Raw genomic sequence first — 19,470 nt, 5'->3', positions numbered from 1 at the left:
TGATGGACACGGAGCTCACCCGCCTGACCGGCATCCGCCACCCCATCGTCCAGACCGGGATGGGGTGGGTGGCCGGCCCTCGCCTGGTCACGGCCACGGCCCGCGCCGGGGCGCTCGGAATCCTGGGCTCCGCGACGATGACTCCCGGGGAACTGCGGGCGGCGGTACGGGAGGTGAAGTCCCGCACGCGGGCGCCGTTCGGGGTGAACCTGCGCGCCGACGCGGGTGACGCACACGAACGGGTGCGGATCATCGTCGAGGAGGGAGTACGGGTCGCGTCCTTCGCCCTGGCCCCGTCGAAGGCCCTGATCGCCGAGCTCAAGGACGCGAACGTGGTCGTCGTCGCGTCGGTCGGGGCCGTGCGACACGCGGAGAAGGTCGCGGCGTGGGGCGCGGACGCGGTCATCGTGCAGGGCGGCGAGGGCGGCGGGCACACGGGGGACGTCGCGACGAGCGTGCTGGTGCCCCAGGTCGTCGACGCGGTCGGCATTCCCGTCGTCGCGGCGGGCGGTTTCCACGACGGCCGCGGGCTGGTCGCGGCGCTCGCCTACGGCGCGGCGGGCGTCGCGATGGGCACGCGGTTCCTGCTCACGGCCGAATCGACGGTGCCGGACACGGTCAAGGCGCGCTATCTGGCCGCGACCGTCAGGGACGTGACGGTCACGACCGCCGTCGACGGCCTCCCCCACCGGATGCTCCGCACGGATCTGGTGACCGCCCTGGAGCACTCCGGCCCCGTCCGCCGCCTCGCCCGCGCCGCCCGCCACGCGTCCCGCTACCGCGGCCTGTCGGGCCTGACCTGGCCCCGGCTGCTCCGTGACGGCCTGGCCCTGCGGAAGGCCGGAGACCTGACCTGGAGCCAGGTCCTCCTCGCGGCGAACACCCCGATGCTGCTGCGCGCGGCGATGGTCGAGGGCCGCACGGACGTCGGAGTGATGGCCTCCGGCCAGGTGGCGGGGGTGATCCATGACCTGCCGAGTTGCGAGGAACTGGTGACACGGGTGATGACGGAGGCGTGGCAGGTACTGGGTTCACTGCCGCGTGGACGACCCCTGGGCGTGGCCGCCGAAAAAAATTCGGGCGGGGATGTCGAGAACACGTGACCGGCTCCGTCCCTGCTGTGAACGCGACCACAATGGGTCGCACCAGCACCGAGGAGAAGCACAATGGCCAAGTACCTGCTGCTCAAGCACTACCGCGGCGCCCCGGCCCCGGTCAACGACGTGCCCATGGACAAGTGGACGCCGGAGGAGATCTCGGCCCACATGCAGTACATGAGCGACTTCGCGACCCGGCTGGAGGGGACCGGCGAGTTCGTCGACGGTCAGGCGCTCGCCCCCGAGGGGGCGTGGGTCCGGTACGACGGAGAGGGACGCCCCCCGGTCACCGACGGCCCGTTCGCCGAGACCAAGGACCTCATCGCCGGCTGGATGGTGATCGACGTCGACACCTACGAGCGCGCCGTCGAGCTGGCCGGGGAGCTGTCGGCCGCCCCCGGGGCGGGTGGGAAGCCGATCCACGAGTGGCTCGAGGTGCGCCCGTTCCTGACGGCGCCGCCCACCATCACGGAGTGACGCCGAGATGAACGAGGCACTGCTGAGGAGCCTCACACCGAGCGTGCTCGGGATCCTCGTCCGCCGCGGAGCAGACTTCGCGGCGGCCGAGGACGCCGTGCAGGACGCGCTGGTCGAGGCGGTCCGCGTCTGGCCGGCCGACCCGCCGCGCGACCCGAAGGGCTGGCTCGTCACGGTTGCGTGGCGCAAGTTCCTCGACCAGACCCGTGCGGACGCCTCGCGGCGCCGGCGGGAGGACCTCGTCGACGAGGAGCCGGCGCCCGGCGCCGCTCCCGCGTCGGACGACACGCTCCAGCTCTACTTCCTGTGCGCCCACCCGTCGCTCACGCCGTCGTCCGCGGTGGCGCTCACTCTGCGTGCCGTCGGCGGGCTGACCACGCGCCAGATCGCCCAGGCCTACCTGGTGCCGGAGGCGACCATGGCGCAGCGCATCAGCCGGGCCAAGCGCACCGTCTCCGGGGTGCGGTTCGACCGGCCCGGCGACGTCGCCACCGTGCTGCGTGTCCTCTACCTGGTCTTCAACGAGGGCTACTCCGGCGACGTCGACCTCGCGGCCGAGGCCATCCGGCTCACCCGGCAGCTCGCCGCCGCGATCGACCACCCGGAGGTGGCGGGGCTGCTCGCCCTCATGCTGCTCCACCACGCCCGGCGCGCCGCCCGGACCGCGCCCGACGGCAGCCTGGTGCCGCTGGCCGAGCAGGACCGCGGCCGGTGGGACACCGGGGCGATCGCCGAGGGCGTGGGGATCCTTCAGGCGGCCCTCGCCCGCGACCGGCTGGGCGAGTTCCAGGCGCAGGCGGCCATCGCGGCACTCCACGCCGACGCGCCCACGGCCGAGGAGACGGACTGGGTGCAGATCGTCGAGTGGTACGACGAGCTCGCGCGTCTGACCGACAACCCGGTCGTCCGGCTCAATCGCGCGGTGGCCGTCGGCGAGGCCGACGGACCGCGCGCCGGCCTGGCGGCGCTCGCGGGGCTGGACGACTCCCTGCCCCGGCACACCGCGGTGGCGGCGTACCTCCACGAGCGCGACGGCGACCTGGCGACGGCGGCGCGGCTGTACGCCGAGGCGGCCCACAAGGCACCCGACCTCGCCGAACGCGGCCACCTGACCCGCCAGGCCGCCCGGCTCAACGCCCGCCGGAGTCACTGACGGGTCGCACTCCGAGGCGCCCGCGGGCAGGTGGCGCGACGCGGCAGTCGTCCAGCTTCGGCGGTCGCGCGGCGACCACAGCGCGTTCCTCTGGGCCCACAGCCACGCGGCGCGGCCACAGCAGCCTCCGGTGCCCGCCGCGGCACCGTTGCGCGCCCCCGCTACCACGGCAGTCCTCGCGCCCGCCGCAGCATGTGCGTGCCCACGCGACCACCGCGGTCCGCCCAGCATCAGCCGGAGGCGGTGTCGGCCGCGCGGGTGGCGGGACGTGCGCGCGTCCCGAGGGCCGGGGCACGTCAGCGTCAAACACCCGGCCGGTGCGTGGCGACGTCATGCGCGTGGCCGGGGCACGTCAGCGCGCCGGTGGTGAGTGGCGCGTGGTGGCGCGGGCGGGTGTGGCACGGCACCGTCATGCGCACGGCCGCGCGTGGCAGCGCTTCCGCGCGGCAGGTGCCACGTCAGCGGCACGCGTGGGGCCAGTGCGACGTCTCGCAGCGGCGGGGGTGTGCCGACGCGCAGCCAGCGGCACGTCAGCGTCATAGGTGCGGCCGGTGCGCGCCACGCGCCCGGCCGGTGCGCACGCCGGCGCGCCGGTGGTGAGTGGCGCGCGGGCGGGTGTGGCACGGCACCGTCATGCGCACGGCCGCGCGTGGCAGCGCTTCCGCGCGGCAGGTGCCGCGTCGGCGCACGCGTGGGGCCAGTGCGACGTCTCGCAGCGGCGGGGGTGCGCCAGCGCGCGGACGGCGGCACGTCAGCGTCATGCGTGCGGCCGGGGCGCGTCGCACGCCCGGCCGGTGCGCACGCCGGCGAGCCGGTGGCGCGCGGCACCCGGCCGGGGGCGGTCAGCCCGCCGGTGGCGAGTGGCTCGCGCGGCACCCGGCCGGGCGGTCAGCCCGTCGCGCCCCTGCCGCCGCGCCGCGCACGCCCGCGGCCCGCCGCCGAGTTCCGCGATGCCTCGACCGCGCCGGACGGCCCCGACGCACGGGACGCCTGAGCGCCCCCGCGGGAGCCGCGGGACCCGGCACGTGCCGCCCGCGGCGCGTCCGTCGCTCCCGTTCCCTCACCACGCCGGCGCGCGGGGCGCCGCCGTCCGGAGGAGGCGGGCGCGGTCACGACGGGCTGCGGGACCTCGATGGTCACGGCCACGCCCGACGGCTCACGGGCTCCCGTGATCCGGCTGAGTTCCTCGTCGCTCGACTTGACGCGTGCCGTGTTCGGGCTGATGCCCGCGTTCGCCATCAGGCGGGTCATCTCGCGGCGCTGCTCCGGCAGGACGAGCGTCACGACGCTGCCGGACTCGCCGGCCCGCGCCGTGCGGCCGCCGCGGTGCAGATAGTCCTTGTGGTCGACGGGCGGGTCGACGTTGACGACCAGGTCCAGATCGTCGACGTGGATGCCGCGGGCCGCGACGTTCGTCGCGACGAGCGCGGTGACCTGGCCGTTCTTGAACTGGTCCAGGGTGCGGTTGCGCTGCGGCTGCGAGCGCCCGCCGTGCAGGGCTGCTGCCCGCACACCGCTGGCCAGCAGCCGCTTCGCGAACCGGTCGGCGGTCCGCTTGGTGTCCACGAAGAGGATCACCCGGCCGTCGCGGGCGGCGATGCGCGTGGCGACGGCCTTCTTGTCCGTCTCGTCCAGGACGTGCAGGACGTGGTGCTCCATCGTGGTGACGGCACCGGCGGACGGGTCGACGGAGTGCACCACCGGGTCGGTGAGGAACATCCGCACGAGCCGGTCGATGTTCTTGTCGAGGGTCGCGGAGAAGAGCATCCGCTGCCCGTCCGGCTCGACCTGCTTCAGCAGCGCGGTGACCTGCGGCATGAAGCCCATGTCGGCCATCTGGTCGGCCTCGTCGAGGACGGTGATCGCGACGTCGCCGAGGGCGCAGTCGCCGCGTTCTATGAGGTCCTTGAGCCGTCCGGGCGTGGCCACGAGCACCTCTGCGCCGCGGCGCAGCGCCCCGGCCTGCTTGGTGATGGACATGCCGCCGACGACGGTGGCGATCCGCAGCTGGGTCGAGGTCGCGTACGGGGCGAGCGCGTCGGTGACCTGCTGGGCGAGTTCGCGGGTCGGTACGAGGACGAGCGCGAGGGGCGCCCGTGCCTCGGCCCGGCGGCCGGCCGTGCGGGCGAGGAGCGCGAGCCCGAAGGCGAGGGTCTTGCCGGAGCCGGTGCGGCCGCGGCCGAGGATGTCCCGGCCCGCGAGGGAGTTCGGGAGGGTGGCGCCCTGGATGGGGAAGGGCTCGGTGACGCCCTGGGCCGCGAGGGTCTTCAGCAGGGCGGCGGGCATGTCCAGCTCGTCGAACGCCGTGACGGCGGGCAGCGCGGGGGTGACGGTTTCCGGCAGGGTGAATTCCTGCGGGGGCGCCGCGCTGCGGGCGCTCGCCTTACCGGCGCCGGCTCCCCTGCCGGGACGGGTCCCGGAGCCGGGGCGGTTTCCGGCGCCGGATTCGGCCGGGCGCCTGCGGGCCGGCCGGGCGGACCTGGCGGCGGAGCGGTCCGGTCGTTCGGAGCGGTTCATGCGGGTGTGCCTTCCTGGGGCCTGTGGACAGCAAGAGCCGGGGCCCGCACCGACGAAGGTGCGGGCCCCGGCTGCAGGAGCTGCGAGATACGCGCCCGGCAATCAGGCCGGGAGGATGTTCTCCGCCTGCGGGCCCTTCTGGCCCTGCGTGACGTCGAACGTCACCTTCTGGCCTTCCTGGAGCTCGCGGAAGCCCGAGGTGGCGATGTTGGAGTAGTGGGCGAAGACGTCGGCGCCGCCGCCGTCCTGCTCAATAAAGCCGAAGCCCTTTTCCGAGTTGAACCACTTCACGGTTCCAGTAGCCATGTCATTCTCCTAAAACAGGGGCAAGCCGAAAATCCACACCTCGTGAATTTCCCGTCGCTGCATTGACCCCCATCCGGAAAAGCCGGAAACAATAATGTGCGCCTGAGGAAGCATTCCCGTCAGGCGCACACAAAGTTCATGGGTACCAAAACTGCAACTCCGCCACCGTAGCACGCCGAGGCGGGGAAGTCGTGGATCAGACACGCTCGATGATCGTCACGTTCGCCTGCCCACCGCCCTCGCACATGGTCTGCAGGCCGTAGCGGCCGCCGGTGCGTTCCAGTTCGTGGAGCAGCGTGATCATCAACTTCGCCCCGGTTGCGCCGAGCGGGTGACCCAGCGCGATGGCCCCTCCGTTGACGTTCACCCTCGCCGGGTCGGCCCCGGTCTCCTTGAGCCAGGCGATGACGACGGGCGCGAAGGCCTCGTTGATCTCCACCAGGTCGATGTCGCCGATCGACATGCCCGTCTTCTTCAGCGCGTGGGCCGTCGCGGGGATGGGCGCCGACAGCATCCGGACCGGGTCCTCGCCGCGGACGGACAGGTGGTGGACGCGGGCCCTCGGGGTGAGCCCGTGCTCCGCGACGGCGCGTTCGCTCGCGAGCAGCAGTGCGGCAGCGCCGTCGGAGACCTGGGAGGAGCAGGCGGCGGTGACGGTGCCGCCCTGAAGCACCGGCGGGAGCGCGGCCATCTTCTCCAAGGTCGTGTCGCGGCGCGGCCCTTCGTCGACGGCGACGGAGCCGTACGGCACGGTCTCCTTCGCGAACCGGCCCTCGTCGATCGCGCGGACCGCCCGCCGGTGCGACTCGAGCGCGTAGTCCTCCATGTCGCGTCGTGAGATACCCCACTTCTCCGCTATCAGCTGGGCGCCGTGGAACTGGTTGACCGGCCGGTCCCCGTACCGGGCGCGCCAGCCCTCGCTGCCGGCGAAGGGCCCTTCGGTGAGGCCGAGAGGTTCGGCGGCCTGCCGTGAGGCGAAGGCGATGGGGATCATGCTCATGTTCTGGACGCCGCCGGCGACCACGAGGTCCTGGGTGCCGGACAGCACGCCCTGCGCCGCGAAGTGGACGGCCTGCTGCGAGGACCCGCACTGCCGGTCGACGGTGACGCCCGGGACCTCCTCGGGGAGCCCGGCCGCCAGCCAGGAGGTCCGGGCGATGTCCCCGGCCTGCGGGCCCACGGTGTCGAGGCAGCCGAGGACGACGTCCTCGACGGCGGCCGGGTCGACGCCGGAGCGGGCCATCAGTTCCTTCAGCACATGGGCGCCGAGGTCAGCGGGGTGGACGTGGGCGAGCCCGCCCCTCCGCCGGCCGACCGGGGTGCGTACCGCTTCGACGATGTATGCCTCGGCCATGACTCCAACTCCTTCTCGGTGGCGTCGCGTCACCTGCGCAGCGCGATTCCGTCCAGGACCATCGACAGGTACTGGCGGGCGATCTCCTCGGGGCTGTGCAGGCCGCCGGGCCGGTACCAGGAGGCGGCGACCCATACCGTGTCGCGGACGAACCGGTAGGTGAGCCGGACGTCGAGGTCGGCCCGGAAGGCCTGTTCCGCGACACCGCGCTCGAGCGTGCCGAGCCAGGCCTTCTCGAACTTGACCTGTGAGTCGGCGAGGTACCGGAAGCGCGGCTGGACGGCCAGGTGCCGGGACTCCTTCTGGTAGATGGCGACGGCGTCGCGGTGCCGGTCGATCTCCCTGAACGATTCGGTGACGAGCGCCTCGATCGTCTCGCGCGGGCCGAGCCCGGCGGCGAGGACGGTGTCGTAGCCGGCCCAGAGCTCGTCGAGGAAGGTGGAGAGGATCTCGTCGAGCATCGATTCCTTGGAATCGAAGTGGTAGTAGAGGCTTCCGGCCAGCATCCCGGCGGCGTCGGCGATCTTGCGGACGGTCGTGGCGTTGTAGCCCTGGGCGGCGAAGACCTCCGCTGCGGTGGCGAGGAGTTCCCGGCGCCGCTCGGGCGGGGCGGCGCTCACCTGCTTCTGCTTCTTCGTAGGCACCTGTCCATTGTTCTCCTACGGGTGCCTGCTGCTGACGGAGACCACCTCGCCGGTCAGGTACGAGGAGTAGGCACTGGCCAGGAAGACGATCACGTTGGCGACCTCCCAGGGCTCCGCGTACCGGCCGAACGCCTCGCGTGCGGTGAGTTCCCCGAGCAGTTCGGCCGAGGTGACCTTCACGAGGTGGGGGTGCATGGCGAGGCTGGGGGCGACGGCGTTGACCCGTACGCCGTACTCGGCCGCCTCGAGCGCCGCGCACCGGGTGAGGGCCATGACGCCGGCCTTGGCGGCGGCGTAGTGGGCCTGCCCGGCCTGGGCGCGCCAGCCGGCGACGGAGGCGTTGTTGACGACGATCCCGCCGCGGCGTGCGGCGCGGAAGGCCCGGAGCGCGGCGCGGGTGCAGCGGAACGTGCCGGTGAGGGTGACGTCGAGGACGCGTGACCAGTCCTCGTCGCTCATGTCGACGAGGTCCGCGGTGCCGCCGAGGCCGGCGTTGTTGACGACGATGTCGAGGCCGCCGTGCTGGTCGGCCGCGGCGTCGAAGAGGGTCCGGACCTGGTTCTCGTCCGTCACGTCGCAGGGCAGGGAGGTCACGGCGTCCGCACCGAACCCGGCGGCGAGCTCGGCGTGTGTGTCCGCGAGGCGGCGGGCGTGGGCGTCGGAGAGCAGGACGCGGGCGCCCTCCTCCAGGAAGCGCCTCGCGGTGGCGCCGCCGATGCCGGTGCCCGCGGCGGCGGTGATGACGGCGGTGCGGCCGTCGAGGAGCCCGTGGCCGGGTACGTACCGCTCCCGGGTCCTGTCGTCGGTGGCCCTGTTGTCGGTCACGTCGGCACGTTAACCTACCAAACACTTGTTAGGGAAGGAGTGGCGATGGACCTCGACCCGTCCCCGGCCGCAGAGGCGTTACGCGCCAAGGCCCGTGCCTGGCTCGCCGAGCACGTCCCCGCCGCACCGCTGCCGTCCCTGGAGACGGCGGAGGGCTTCGCCGCGCACCGCGCCTGGGAAGCGCGCCTCGCGGCGGACCGGTGGTCGGTGGTCTCCTGGCCCGAGCGGTACGGCGGGCGGGGCGCGGACCTCGAGCAGTGGCTGGTCTTCGAGGAGGAGTACTGGGCGGCCGGCGCCCCCGGCCGGGTCTCGCAGAACGGCATCAGCCTCCTCGCGCCGACCCTCTTCGAGCACGGCACGCAGGAGCAGCGCGCCCGGACACTGCCGCCGATGGCGAGGGGCGAGGTGGTCTGGGCACAGGCCTGGTCGGAGCCGGAGGCCGGCTCGGACCTCGCCTCGCTGACCTCGCGTGCCGTACGGACCGACGGCGGCTGGCTGCTGCGCGGGCAGAAGGCATGGTCCTCCAGGGCGGCGTTCGCCGACCGGGCCTTCGGGATCTTCCGCAGCGATCCCGTCACGCGGCGGCCGCACCACGGCCTGACCTATCTGATGTTCGACCTGCGGGCCCCGGGTGTGACGGTGCGCCCCGTCGCCAGGCTCGACGGCAGGCCGGCGTTCGCCGAACTGTTCCTCGACGACGTGTTCGTCCCGGACGAGGACGTGATCGGTGAGCCGGGCCAGGGATGGCGGATCGCGATGTCCACGACGGGCGACGAACGGGGCCTGACGCTGCGCTCACCGGGCCGGTTCCTCGCCTCTGCGGACCGGCTCGTACGGCTGTGGCGGGCCACGGCGGACCCCGGTGACACGGCGCTGCGCGACCGGGTGGCCGACGCGGCCATCGGCGCCCGCGCCTACCAGCTGTTCACCTGGGCGGGTGCGGCGCGCCTCGCGGAGGGGTCGGCGGCGGGCGCGGAGTCGAGCCTGAACAAGGTCTTCTGGTCCGAGTACGACATCGCGCTCCATGAGACGGCGCTCGAACTACTGGGCGCCGACGGGGAGTCGGCGGACACCGAGTGGGCCGAGGGCTATGTCTTCGCACTGGCGGGCACGGTGTACGCCGGTACGAACGAGATCCAGCGGGACATCATCGCCGAGCGGCTGCTCGGCCTGCCGAAGGGCCGCCTCTGATGCGCCTTCAGCCCACCGCCGAGCAACGGCAGTTCGCCCGCTCGCTCGACGCGATGCTCACGGCCTGCGACACGCCCTCCGCGGCGCGGGCCTGGGCTGCCGGGGACCGGGCGCCGGGCCGTGCGATCTGGTCACGCGTCGCCGGGGCGGGGGTGTTCGCGCTGGCCGTGCCCGAGCGGTACGAGGGCGCCGGGACGCTGCCGGTGGAACTGGCCGTCGCCTTCGTGGAACTGGGGCGCCACGCGGTGCCGGGTCCGCTGGTCGAGACGGTCGCGGCGGCGGCGCTGCTCACACGGCTGGCCGAGACCGGCGACGCTGCGGCCGCGAAGCGTCTGCTGCCGCGGCTGGCGTCGGGAGAGGACATGGCAACGCTGGCGGTGACAGCGGTGGGGCCGTACGCCGTGGACCCGGACGCGGCGGACCTGCTCCTGGTCGCAGACCCGGCCCGGCGCGACGCTCCGGCCCGTGCGCGGCGGGGACCGGCCCCGTCCGGGGACGCCGTCCTGCGTGCGGCGCCCGGGCACGGACCGCTGCGCGTGTCGAACGACCCGGTACGCGGGCGGGCGCGTCCCGCCCCGGGCGGCGAGGTGCTCGCCGAGGGCCCTCAGGTGGCGGGGGCCGTCGCGCACGCCGTCGGCATCGCCGCGCTCGCCACCGCCGCCCAGTCGCTCGGCGTCGGGCTCGCGCTGCTCGACCGGACGGTCGCGTACGTCCGGCAGCGCACCCAGTTCGGCGTCCCCGTCGGCTCGTTCCAGGCGGTCAAGCACCGCCTCGCGGACACCCTCCTCGCGCTCGAGTTCGCCCGGCCGCTGCTGTACGGCGCGGCGCTCACGGGCGCCCGCGCCGACATCGCCGCCGCCAAAGTGACCGCGGGCGAGGCGGCGTACGCCGCGGCGCGCACCGCGCTCCAGCTCCACGGCGCCGTCGGCTACACCGAGGAGCTCGACCTCTCCCTCTGGCTCCGCAAGGCCCGCCCGCTGCGCGACGCCTGGGGCACGCCGTCGTGGTGCCGGGCCCAGGTACTCGCCTGAGGCCCGGCGGGCGTCACCGGCGCCGCCGGGTGCGGACCGGCCCGCCCGGACCCCAGTGCCGTACGACCAGTTCGTCACCCTCGACGGACGTCCGCACCACCTCGGTCAGCTCGACCCGGAACAGGTGATACGGCTCCGGCGGCTTCACCTCCTGGGTGAAACGTGCCTTCTCCGCCGGCTCCGTGACCTCGATGGCGCGCCCCGAGATCCGCACGTCGCCACCGTCCATCGAGTCGTCGGCGCCCGGGTTCGCGTGCAGCGCGAACCGCGGGTCGCGCTGGAGGTCCTGCGCCTTGCGGGAGCCGAGCATCATGCCGAGCCACAGCTCACCGAAGCGGAAATTGACCTCCAGCCCCGTCAACCGCGGCGAACCGTCCTTGCGCAGGGTCGCCAGGACGTGATGCCGGTACCGCTCGAAGCGGTGCTGTACGGATCCGGCGAATTCGGGCTCCGCCGCCCGGAAGGCGGCCCAGGTGGAATGCGTCATGACTCCATCGAACACCGCAATGCAGTCAGCCTCTGTCCGGCTTTCCCGGCGTCCGAGCCTCGCTTTTGGACCTCATCGGACGATGCCCTGGGCGCGGGCGGCCGCCAGCCACTGCGGGAACTCGGCCACCATCCGGTCGTACAGCTCCGCGTCCGGGACCTGCCGCGGGTCGAGCCCCGCGTGGAAGAACCCCGCGTTGTCGACGGGACGCTTGGCGGGGACGGCGAGCTCGTCGAGCTTGCGCAGGAAGTCGAACTGCGAGCTGCGCTTGTTGCCGAAGCCGATGAACTGCCAGAACAGCGGAAGTTTCGCGGCCTTGCAGAGGTAGCGCTCCGCGGCCGGCTTGTTGATCGGCCCGCCGTCGGTCTGGAAGACGACCAGGGCCGGATCGGTCGAACCGCTGTCCAGGTAGTGGTCGATGACGGCGTCCATCGCCAGGTGGTAGCTGGTCTTTCCCATGTGCCCGAGCCCGGAGACGATCTCGTCTATCCGGCCGTGGTGGTTCTCCAGCGCGATGTCGGTGACTGCGTCGACGTCGGTCGAGAAGAACACGACGGGCACGGTGCCGTCGTCGTCGAGGTTGGCCGAGAGTCCGAGGACCCGGTCGGCGAGGGCCTGGACGCTGCCGTCCTTGTAGTAGTCCTTCATCGAGCCCGAGTAGTCGACCACGAGATAGACGGCGGCGCGCTGCCCGTGCAGACCGTGCTTCTGGAGCGAGACGCCCGCGGTCTTGTAGAGGCTGACGAGCGCGGGGGCGCGCTGCTCGAGCTTCTCGAGGCTGACGGGCATGCGGGGACTCCGTTCGTCGGACCGTGCGACCGGTCCGACGATATCCCGCCCCTTTCCGCACCCGGGGGCTCCGGCCCCGAACCTCCGCGCCCCAGGCCCCGGTTTCGGGAAGGGGCGGGTAGGGGAACAGCCCGCCGCAGGCGTCGCCCAGCCCCGCGCACGCGCCACGGCGCCTGCCGGTCCGGTCGGGGACATGGCAGGCGCCGTGTTCAGTTCCGCACGCCGTTGTACGGGACGTATAGAGGGGACGCGCGACGGTCAGACCGTCAGCGCCCGGTCCGTCGGGCGGATCGGCGCCGGCAGCGCACTCGCACCCGTCAGGTAGCGGTCCACGCCGCGCGCCGCCGAGCGGCCCTCGGCGATCGCCCACACGATGAGCGACTGGCCACGGCCGGCGTCGCCCGCGACGAAGACGCCGTCGACGTTCGTCGCGAAGTCCGCGTCACGCGCCACGTTGCCGCGCTCGTCGAGCTCGAGGCCGAACTGCTCGACCATGCCGTTGGCCCGGTCGATGCCGGTGAAGCCCATCGCCAGGGTGACCAGCTGCGCCGGGATGCTGCGCTCGGTGCCGGGCTTCTGCTCCAGCTTGCCGTCCTTGAACTCCACCTCGACGAGGTGCAGCGCCTGGACGTTGCCGTCCTCGTCGCCCTCGAAGTGGGTGGTGGAGACGGAGTAGACCCGCTCGCCGCCCTCCTCGTGCGCGGAGGTGACCTTGTAGAGCATCGGGAACGTCGGCCACGGCTGGTTGGCGTTCCGCTCGTCGCCCGGACGCGGCATGATCTCCAGCTGGGTGACGGACGCCGCGCCCTGCCGGTGGGCGGTGCCCACGCAGTCCGCGCCGGTGTCGCCGCCGCCGATGACGACGACGTGCTTGCCTTCCGCGGTGATGGGGGGCGCGACGAAGTCGCCCTCCTGCACCTTGTTGGCGAGCGGCAGGTACTCCATGGCGAAGTGGATGCCGTTCAGCTCGCGGCCCGGCACGGGCAGGTCGCGGGAGACGGTCGCTCCGGCCGCGACGACGACCGCGTCGTAGCGGCGGCGCAGCGCGTCGGCCAGCATGTCGGTGCCGATCTCCACCTCGGTGCGGAACTTGGTGCCCTCCGCGCGCATCTGCTCGATGCGGCGGTTGATGTGCACCTTCTCCATCTTGAACTCGGGGATGCCGTACCGCAGCAGTCCGCCGATGCGGTCGGCGCGCTCGTACACGACGACCGTGTGGCCGGCCCGGGTCAGCTGCTGCGCGGCGGCGAGACCGGCCGGGCCGGAGCCGATGACGGCGACGGTCTTGCCGGACAGTCGCTCGGGCGGCTGCGGGGTGACGTCGCCGGAGTCCCACGCCTTGTCGATGATGGAGACTTCGACGTTCTTGATGGTGACGGCGGGCTGGTTGATGCCGAGCACGCACGCCGCTTCACAGGGCGCCGGGCACAGACGGCCGGTGAACTCCGGGAAGTTGTTGGTGGCGTGCAGCCGCTCGGAGGCGGCGGCCCAGTCCTCGCGGTAGGCGTAGTCGTTCCACTCGGGGATCAGGTTCCCGAGCGGGCAGCCGTTGTGGCAGAACGGGATGCCGCAGTCCATGCAGCGGCCGGCCTGCTTGCTGATGATCGGCAGCAGGGAGCCGGGGACGTAGACCTCGTTCCAGTCCTTGACGCGTTCCTCGACGGGGCGGGTCTCGGCGACCTCGCGCCCGGTGGTCAGGAAGCCCTTGGGGTCAGCCATTGGTCGCCGCCTCCATCATCTTCTCGGTGGTCTCCTGCTCGGAGAGACCGGCGAGCTCAGCGGCGTCCTTGGCGGCGAGCACTGCCTTGTACGTGGTCGGGATGATCTTGCTGAAGCGGTCCACGTTCACGGACCAGTCGGCGAGAAGCTTCTCGGCGACGGTCGAGCCGGTCTCCTCGAAGTGGCGGCGCACGACGTCGTGCAGCCACTGCTTGTCACTCTCGTCCAGAGCTTCGATCGCGCCGAGGTTGCCGGAGTTGACGTTGTCCCGGTCGAGGTCGATCACGTAGGCGATGCCACCGGACATGCCGGCCGCGAAGTTGCGGCCCGTCTCGCCGAGGACGACCGCGTGTCCGCCGGTCATGTACTCGCAGCCGTGGTCGCCCACGCCCTCGGAGACCACCAGCGCACCGGAGTTGCGGACGCAGAAGCGCTCGCCGGTCCGGCCGCGCAGGAACAGCTCGCCGCCGGTGGCGCCGTAGGCGATGGTGTTGCCGGCGATGGTCGAGTACTCGGCCAGGTGGTCGGCGCCCCGGTCGGGGCGGACGATCACACGGCCGCCGGAGAGGCCCTTGCCGACGTAGTCGTTGGCGTCGCCCTCGAGACGCAGCGTGATGCCGCGCGGCACGAACGCGCCGAAGGACTGGCCGGCGGAGCCGGTGAAGGTGATGTCGATGGTGTCGTCGGGCAGGCCCGCGCCGCCGAACCTCTTCGTCACCTCGTGGCCGAGCATGGTGCCCACGGTCCGGTTGATGTTCCGGATGGCGACCTGGCCGCGGACCGGCTGGGCGTCCTCTGCGGTGGCGGCGTTCAGCGCCTCCGCGGCGAGCTCGATGAGCTCGTTGTCGAGGGCCTTCTCCAGTCCGTGGTCCTGCTCGGTGACCTGGTGGCGCACCGCGCCGTCGGGCAGCTCGGGCACGTGGAACAGCGGCGCGAGGTCGAGTCCCTGTGCCTTCCAGTGGTCGACGGCCCGGTCGGTGTCGAGCAGTTCGGCGTGGCCGACGGCCTCCTCGATGCTGCGGAAGCCCAGCTCGGCGAGGATCTCACGGACCTCCTGCGCGATGAACTCGAAGAAGTTCACGACGAACTCGGCCTTGCCGGAGAACCGCTCGCGCAGGACCGGGTTCTGGGTGGCGATGCCGACCGGGCAGGTGTCCAGGTGGCAGACGCGCATCATGACGCAGCCGGAGACGACGAGCGGCGCGGTCGCGAAACCGAACTCCTCGGCGCCGAGCAGCGCGGCGATGACGACGTCGCGGCCGGTCTTGAGCTGGCCGTCGGTCTGGACGACGATCCGGTCGCGCAGGCCGTTGAGCAGCAGGGTCTGCTGGGTCTCGGCGAGGCCGAGCTCCCAGGGGCCGCCCGCGTGCTTCAGGGAGGTCAGCGGGGAGGCGCCCGTACCACCGTCGTGGCCGGAGATCAGGACGACGTCCGCGTGGGCCTTGGAGACACCGGCGGCGACCGTGCCGACGCCGACCTCGGAGACCAGCTTCACATGGATGCGGGCGGCCGGGTTGGCGTTCTTGAGGTCGTGGATCAGCTGAGCCAGGTCCTCGATGGAGTAGATGTCGTGGTGCGGGGGCGGGGAGATCAGGCCGACGCCCGGGGTGGAGTGCCGGGTCTTGGCGACCCAGGGGTAGACCTTGTGGCCGGGCAGCTGGCCGCCCTCGCCGGGCTTGGCGCCCTGGGCCATCTTGATCTGGATGTCGTCGGCGTTGACCAGGTACTCGCTCGTCACGCCGAAACGGCCGGAGGCGACCTGCTTGATCGACGAACGCCGCTCCGGGTCGTACAGGCGCTCCGGGTCCTCGCCGCCCTCACCGGTGTTGGACTTGCCGCCCAGCTGGTTCATGGCGATGGCGAGGGTCTCGTGCGCCTCCTTGGAGATGGAGCCGTACGACATGGCGCCGGTGGAGAAGCGCTTGACGATCTCGGAGACGGGCTCGACCTCGTCGATGGAGACCGGCTCGCGTCCCGCGGTGCCGTCGGCGGCCTTCAGGGCGAACAGGCCGCGCAGCGTCATCAGCCGCTCGGACTGCTCGTTCACCCGGTCCGTGTACTTCTTGAAGATGTCGTACCGCTTGTTGCGCGTGGCGTGCTGCAGGCGGAAGACCGTCTCCGGGTCGAAGAGGTGCGGTTCGCCCTCGCGGCGCCACTGGTACTCGCCGCCGATGTCCAGGGCGCGGTGCGTGGCGGCGATGCCGGAGGCCGGGTAGGCCTTGGCGTGCCGGGCGGCGACCTCCTTGGCGACGATGTCGAGTCCGGCGCCGCCGATCTTGGTGGCGGTGCCGTTGAAGTACTTGTCGACGAAGGCCTCGTCGAGACCGACGGCCTCGAAGACCTGCGCGCCGCGGTAGGAGGCGACCGTGGAGATGCCCATCTTGGACATGACCTTGAGGACGCCCTTGCCGAGGGCGTAGATCAGGTTGCGGATGGCCTGCTCGGGCTCGAGGCCCTCGATGAAGGTGCCGGCGCGGACCAGGTCCTCGACGGACTCCATCGCGAGGTAGGGGTTGACCGCGGCGGCGCCGTAGCCGATGAGCAGGGCGACGTGGTGGACCTCGCGGACGTCACCGGCCTCGACCAGCAGGCCCACCTGGGTGCGCTGCTTGGTGCGGATGAGGTGGTGGTGGACGGCGGAGGTGAGCAGCAGCGACGGGATGGGCGCGTGCTCGGCGTCGGAGTGCCGGTCGGAGAGGACGATCAGGCGGGCGCCGTCCTCTATGGCCGCGTCGACCTCGCCGCAGATCGCCTCGATACGGGCCGCGAGCGCGTCGCCGCCGCCGGAGACCCGGTAGAGGCCGGCCAGGGTGGCCGCCTTCATGCCCGGCATGTCGCCGTCGGCGTTGATGTGGATGAGCTTGGCCAGCTCGTCGTTGTCGATCACCGGGAAGGGCAGCGTGACGCTGCGGCAGGACGCCGCGGTCGGCTCCAGCAGGTTGCCCTGGGGGCCCAGCGAGGAGTGCAGCGAGGTGACGAGCTCCTCGCGGATGGCGTCCAGCGGCGGGTTGGTGACCTGCGCGAACAGCTGGGTGAAGTAGTCGAAGAGCAGCCGCGGGCGCTCGGAGAGGGCCGCGATCGGCGAGTCGGTGCCCATCGAGCCGAGCGGCTCGCCACCGGTGCGGGCCATCGGCGCGAGGATGACGCGCAGCTCTTCCTCCGTGTAGCCGAAGGTCTGCTGGCGGCGCGTGACGGAGGCGTGCGTGTGGACGATGTGCTCGCGCTCGGGGAGGTCCTCGAGCTCGATCTCACCGGCCTCCAGCCACTCCTGGTAGGGGTGCTCGGCGGCGAGGGCGGACTTGATCTCGTCGTCCTCGATGATGCGGTGCTCGGCGGTGTCGACGAGGAACATCTTGCCGGGCTGCAGGCGGCCCTTGCGGACGACCTTGGACGGGTCGATGTCGAGGACGCCCACCTCGGAGGAGAGGACGACGAGGCCGTCGTCGGTGACCCAGTAGCGGCCGGGGCGCAGACCGTTGCGGTCGAGGACCGCGCCGACCTGGACGCCGTCGGTGAAGGTCACGCAGGCGGGACCGTCCCAGGGCTCCATCATCGTGGAGTGGTACTGGTAGAAGGCGCGCCGGGCGGGGTCCATGGAGTCGTGGTTCTCCCACGCCTCGGGGACCATCATCAGCACCGAGTGCGGCAGCGAACGGCCGCCGAGGTGGAGCAGCTCCAGGACCTCGTCGAAGGAGGCGGAGTCGGAGGCGTCCGGGGTGCAGACGGGGAAGATCCGGTCGATCTTGCCGGCGCCGGAGTTGAACAGCTTGGAGGCGAGCTGCGACTCACGGGCGCGCATCCAGTTGCGGTTGCCCTTGACCGTGTTGATCTCGCCGTTGTGCGCGACGAAGCGGTACGGGTGGGCCAGCGGCCAGCTCGGGAACGTGTTCGTGGAGAACCGCGAGTGGACGAGCGCCACGGCCGTGGCGAAGCGCCGGTCGGACAGGTCCGGGAAGAAGGGCTCCAGCTGGCCGGTGGTCAGCATGCCCTTGTAGACGATGGTGCGCGCGGAGAGCGACGGGAAGTAGACGCCGGCCTCGCGCTCGGCGCGCTTGCGCAGCACGAACGCCTTGCGGTCCAGCGCGATGCCCTCGCTGCTGCCGTCGCCCACGAAGAGCTGACGGAAGGCGGGCATGGTGGCGCGGGCGCCGTTGCCGAGCAGGTCGGGAGTGACGGGGACCTCACGCCAGCCGAGGACGGTGAGGCCCTCTTCGCCGGCGATCGTCTCGATCCTCGAGACGGCGGCCTCGTTGTCCTCCGCGTCGGCCGGGAGGAAGGCGATTCCGACGGCGTACGAGCCGGCCTTAGGCAGCTCGAACGCGGTGACCTCGCGCAGGAAGGCGTCCGGGACCTGGAGCAGGATGCCCGCGCCGTCGCCGGAGTCGGGCTCGGAGCCGGTGGCGCCGCGGTGCTCGAGGTTCCGGAGAACGGTCAGCGCCTGCTCGACCAGCTCATGGCTGGCAACACCGGTGAGGGTGGCCACGAACCCGACACCGCAGGCGTCGTGTTCGTTACGGGGGTCGTACATCCCCTGGGGGGCGGGGCGACCGTCCATGGGCGACCAGGCGTCGGAACGCATCGGCTCTCCCGTCGTCGTCGTGGCATGTGCAGTGCCGAGGGACGACGTTGGCCCTCCGCGAAATTTCGTGCAGGTTACATGATGGAGGGCTTCTCGAGAAGCGGATAGCTCATTCCAGCATGCGGACACCGCCCCTGGCGGTGAAGGTGGGTCACAACGGACAGATCGACATCCGGAGGACTCTCGCAGAGCAGGCCTCATTGCCCACAGCGTTTTCGGCTAATGCCCGGGGATTGCGGTTTCGAAACCACCGAGTACCGGCTACTTATGTTGCGCCTTGCATAGTGTCTCACCCCTGGGCGCCTTCGCGGCAGGACCTACGTCACAGGGTGCGGGACGCGGGCCGGAAACGCGAACGCACCGGCTCCCCACGGGAGCCGGTGCGGTGACGAGGCGGAGCGGGGCGGGTCAGACGGCGGTCCCGATGAGCGTGCCCAGGCCGTACGTGAGCGCCGCCGCCGTGCCACCGAGGGCGAGCTGGCGCACACCGCTGAACCACCAGCTGCGGGCCGTGACCTTCGCCACCAGCGCGCCGCACGCGAACAGGCCGAGAAGCGCCAGCATCACCGCGGGCCACATCGTGCTCGCCCCCAGGAGGTACGGCAGCACCGGCAGCAGTGCTCCCAGCGCGAACGAACCGAACGAGGACACGGCGGCGACGAGCGGCGAGGGCAGGTCGTCCGGGTCGATGCCCAGCTCCTCGCGGGCGTGGATCTCGAGGGCCTGCTCGGGGTCCTTGGACAGCTGCATCGCCACTTCGCGGGCGAGCGCCGGCTGCACACCGCGGGCCACGTACAGGGCGGCCAGCTCTTCCATCTCGTCGACCGGATGCTTGCGCAACTCCCTGCGTTCCACGTCCAGTTCGGCCTGGACCAGTTCACGCTGGGAGGCGACGGAGGTGTACTCGCCGGCCGCCATGGAGAAGGCGCCCGCGGCGAGTCCGGCCAGTCCCGCGATGACGACGGTCTGCTGGGAGACCGCCCCACCGGCGACACCGGTCATCAGCGCGAGGTTGGAGACCAGTCCGTCCATCGCCCCGAACACGGCCGGACGCAGCCAACCACCGTTCACATCACGGTGCGTGTGGTTGTCACGGTGCGCCTCGTGCAGCGTCGCCTCGGTCTCGATGATGGACACGGCTCTCCCCTTCCTCGGGCAGCGGCCCGATCGGCCACACCCCCCTCGACGTCCTCGAAGATACGCCGAATGTAAGGGGCATACCAGCAAGGCAGGCTTTACTTACTTGGGCGGGACACCGGCCTGAACGCTGGGCGAAGCGGGTGACAGAAACGTTTCTCCGA

The 19,470-nt window shown here is 72.0% G+C and carries 15 protein-coding genes; 5 read left to right on the top strand and 10 right to left on the bottom strand.

The genetic code is table 11. The features are described from left to right. The first annotated feature begins 2 nt into the window (after positions 1 to 2). The 3 genes from SPRI_RS27300 (at position 3) to SPRI_RS27290 (ending at position 2,727) form a co-directional block, all read left to right on the top strand. Positions 3 to 1,103: an NAD(P)H-dependent flavin oxidoreductase gene (locus SPRI_RS27300; RefSeq protein ID WP_053557423.1), complete on the top strand. Its 1,101-nt coding sequence runs from the start codon at positions 3 to 5 to the stop codon at positions 1,101 to 1,103. Positions 1,104 to 1,166: 63 nt separating this feature from the next. Next, complete coding sequence (locus SPRI_RS27295) at positions 1,167 to 1,574, top strand: YciI family protein (RefSeq protein WP_005318819.1); 408 nt, start codon at positions 1,167 to 1,169, stop codon at positions 1,572 to 1,574. A gap of 7 nt (positions 1,575 to 1,581) precedes the next feature. Beyond that, entirely contained in the window at positions 1,582 to 2,727 is a 1,146-nt protein-coding gene (locus tag SPRI_RS27290; protein WP_053557422.1) for an RNA polymerase sigma factor, read from the top strand. A gap of 888 nt (positions 2,728 to 3,615) precedes the next feature. Here the strand turns inward: SPRI_RS27290 and SPRI_RS27285 are convergent. The 5 genes from SPRI_RS27285 to SPRI_RS27265 all read right to left on the bottom strand — a co-directional run bounded on the left by SPRI_RS27285 (position 3,616) and on the right by SPRI_RS27265 (position 8,373). After that, positions 3,616 to 5,244: a DEAD/DEAH box helicase gene (locus SPRI_RS27285; protein WP_053557421.1), complete on the bottom strand. Its 1,629-nt coding sequence runs from the start codon at positions 5,242 to 5,244 to the stop codon at positions 3,616 to 3,618. A gap of 102 nt (positions 5,245 to 5,346) precedes the next feature. Continuing rightward, positions 5,347 to 5,550, bottom strand: a complete 204-nt coding sequence (locus SPRI_RS27280; RefSeq protein WP_005318814.1) for a cold-shock protein — start codon at positions 5,548 to 5,550, stop codon at positions 5,347 to 5,349. A gap of 196 nt (positions 5,551 to 5,746) precedes the next feature. After that, entirely contained in the window at positions 5,747 to 6,904 is a 1,158-nt protein-coding gene (locus tag SPRI_RS27275) for an acetyl-CoA C-acetyltransferase (protein ID WP_005318812.1), read from the bottom strand. A gap of 29 nt (positions 6,905 to 6,933) precedes the next feature. Further along, positions 6,934 to 7,548 (bottom strand): TetR/AcrR family transcriptional regulator, encoded by a 615-nt coding sequence (locus SPRI_RS27270; RefSeq protein WP_005318810.1) that lies wholly within the window; start codon positions 7,546 to 7,548, stop codon positions 6,934 to 6,936. Positions 7,549 to 7,563: 15 nt separating this feature from the next. Then, positions 7,564 to 8,373 carry an SDR family oxidoreductase gene (locus SPRI_RS27265; protein ID WP_053557420.1) on the bottom strand — a complete coding sequence of 270 codons (810 nt, stop codon included), beginning with the start codon at positions 8,371 to 8,373 and terminating at the stop codon, positions 7,564 to 7,566. Positions 8,374 to 8,418: 45 nt separating this feature from the next. Here SPRI_RS27265 and SPRI_RS27260 point away from each other — a divergent pair, with 45 nt between their 5' ends. After that, positions 8,419 to 9,564, top strand: coding sequence for an acyl-CoA dehydrogenase family protein (locus SPRI_RS27260; RefSeq protein ID WP_005318808.1), 1,146 nt, complete (start codon positions 8,419 to 8,421; stop codon positions 9,562 to 9,564). Further along, positions 9,564 to 10,595, top strand: coding sequence for an acyl-CoA dehydrogenase family protein (locus SPRI_RS27255; protein ID WP_053557419.1), 1,032 nt, complete (start codon positions 9,564 to 9,566; stop codon positions 10,593 to 10,595). The genes SPRI_RS27260 and SPRI_RS27255 overlap by 1 nt, the downstream gene beginning before the upstream one ends. A 13-nt stretch (positions 10,596 to 10,608) precedes the next feature. Here the strand turns inward: SPRI_RS27255 and SPRI_RS27250 are convergent, their stop codons facing one another. The 5 genes from SPRI_RS27250 to SPRI_RS27230 form a co-directional block, all read right to left on the bottom strand. Continuing rightward, positions 10,609 to 11,082, bottom strand: coding sequence for a pyridoxamine 5'-phosphate oxidase family protein (locus SPRI_RS27250; protein WP_037774958.1), 474 nt, complete (start codon positions 11,080 to 11,082; stop codon positions 10,609 to 10,611). A 72-nt stretch (positions 11,083 to 11,154) separates the two neighbouring features. Then, positions 11,155 to 11,871: a vWA domain-containing protein gene (locus SPRI_RS27245; RefSeq protein ID WP_005318802.1), complete on the bottom strand. Its 717-nt coding sequence runs from the start codon at positions 11,869 to 11,871 to the stop codon at positions 11,155 to 11,157. 258 nt (positions 11,872 to 12,129) lie between these two features. Next, positions 12,130 to 13,590 carry a glutamate synthase subunit beta gene (locus SPRI_RS27240; protein ID WP_005318800.1) on the bottom strand — a complete coding sequence of 487 codons (1,461 nt, stop codon included), beginning with the start codon at positions 13,588 to 13,590 and terminating at the stop codon, positions 12,130 to 12,132. Then, a complete protein-coding gene (gene gltB / locus SPRI_RS27235; RefSeq protein WP_037774956.1) occupies positions 13,583 to 18,169 on the bottom strand; it encodes a glutamate synthase large subunit in 4,587 nt (1,528 codons plus the stop codon). Before gltB ends, SPRI_RS27240 begins: the two co-directional genes overlap by 8 nt. A gap of 408 nt (positions 18,170 to 18,577) precedes the next feature. Further along, positions 18,578 to 19,306 (bottom strand): VIT1/CCC1 transporter family protein, encoded by a 729-nt coding sequence (locus SPRI_RS27230; RefSeq protein WP_005318796.1) that lies wholly within the window; start codon positions 19,304 to 19,306, stop codon positions 18,578 to 18,580. Between the last annotated feature and the right edge of the window lie 164 nt (positions 19,307 to 19,470).

It is taken from the genome of Streptomyces pristinaespiralis (genome assembly GCF_001278075.1).
GTDB lineage: Bacteria > Actinomycetota > Actinomycetes > Streptomycetales > Streptomycetaceae > Streptomyces > Streptomyces pristinaespiralis.
Note: the sequence above shows the minus strand (reverse complement) of the source record. Positions and strands in the feature narration are given on the sequence as shown.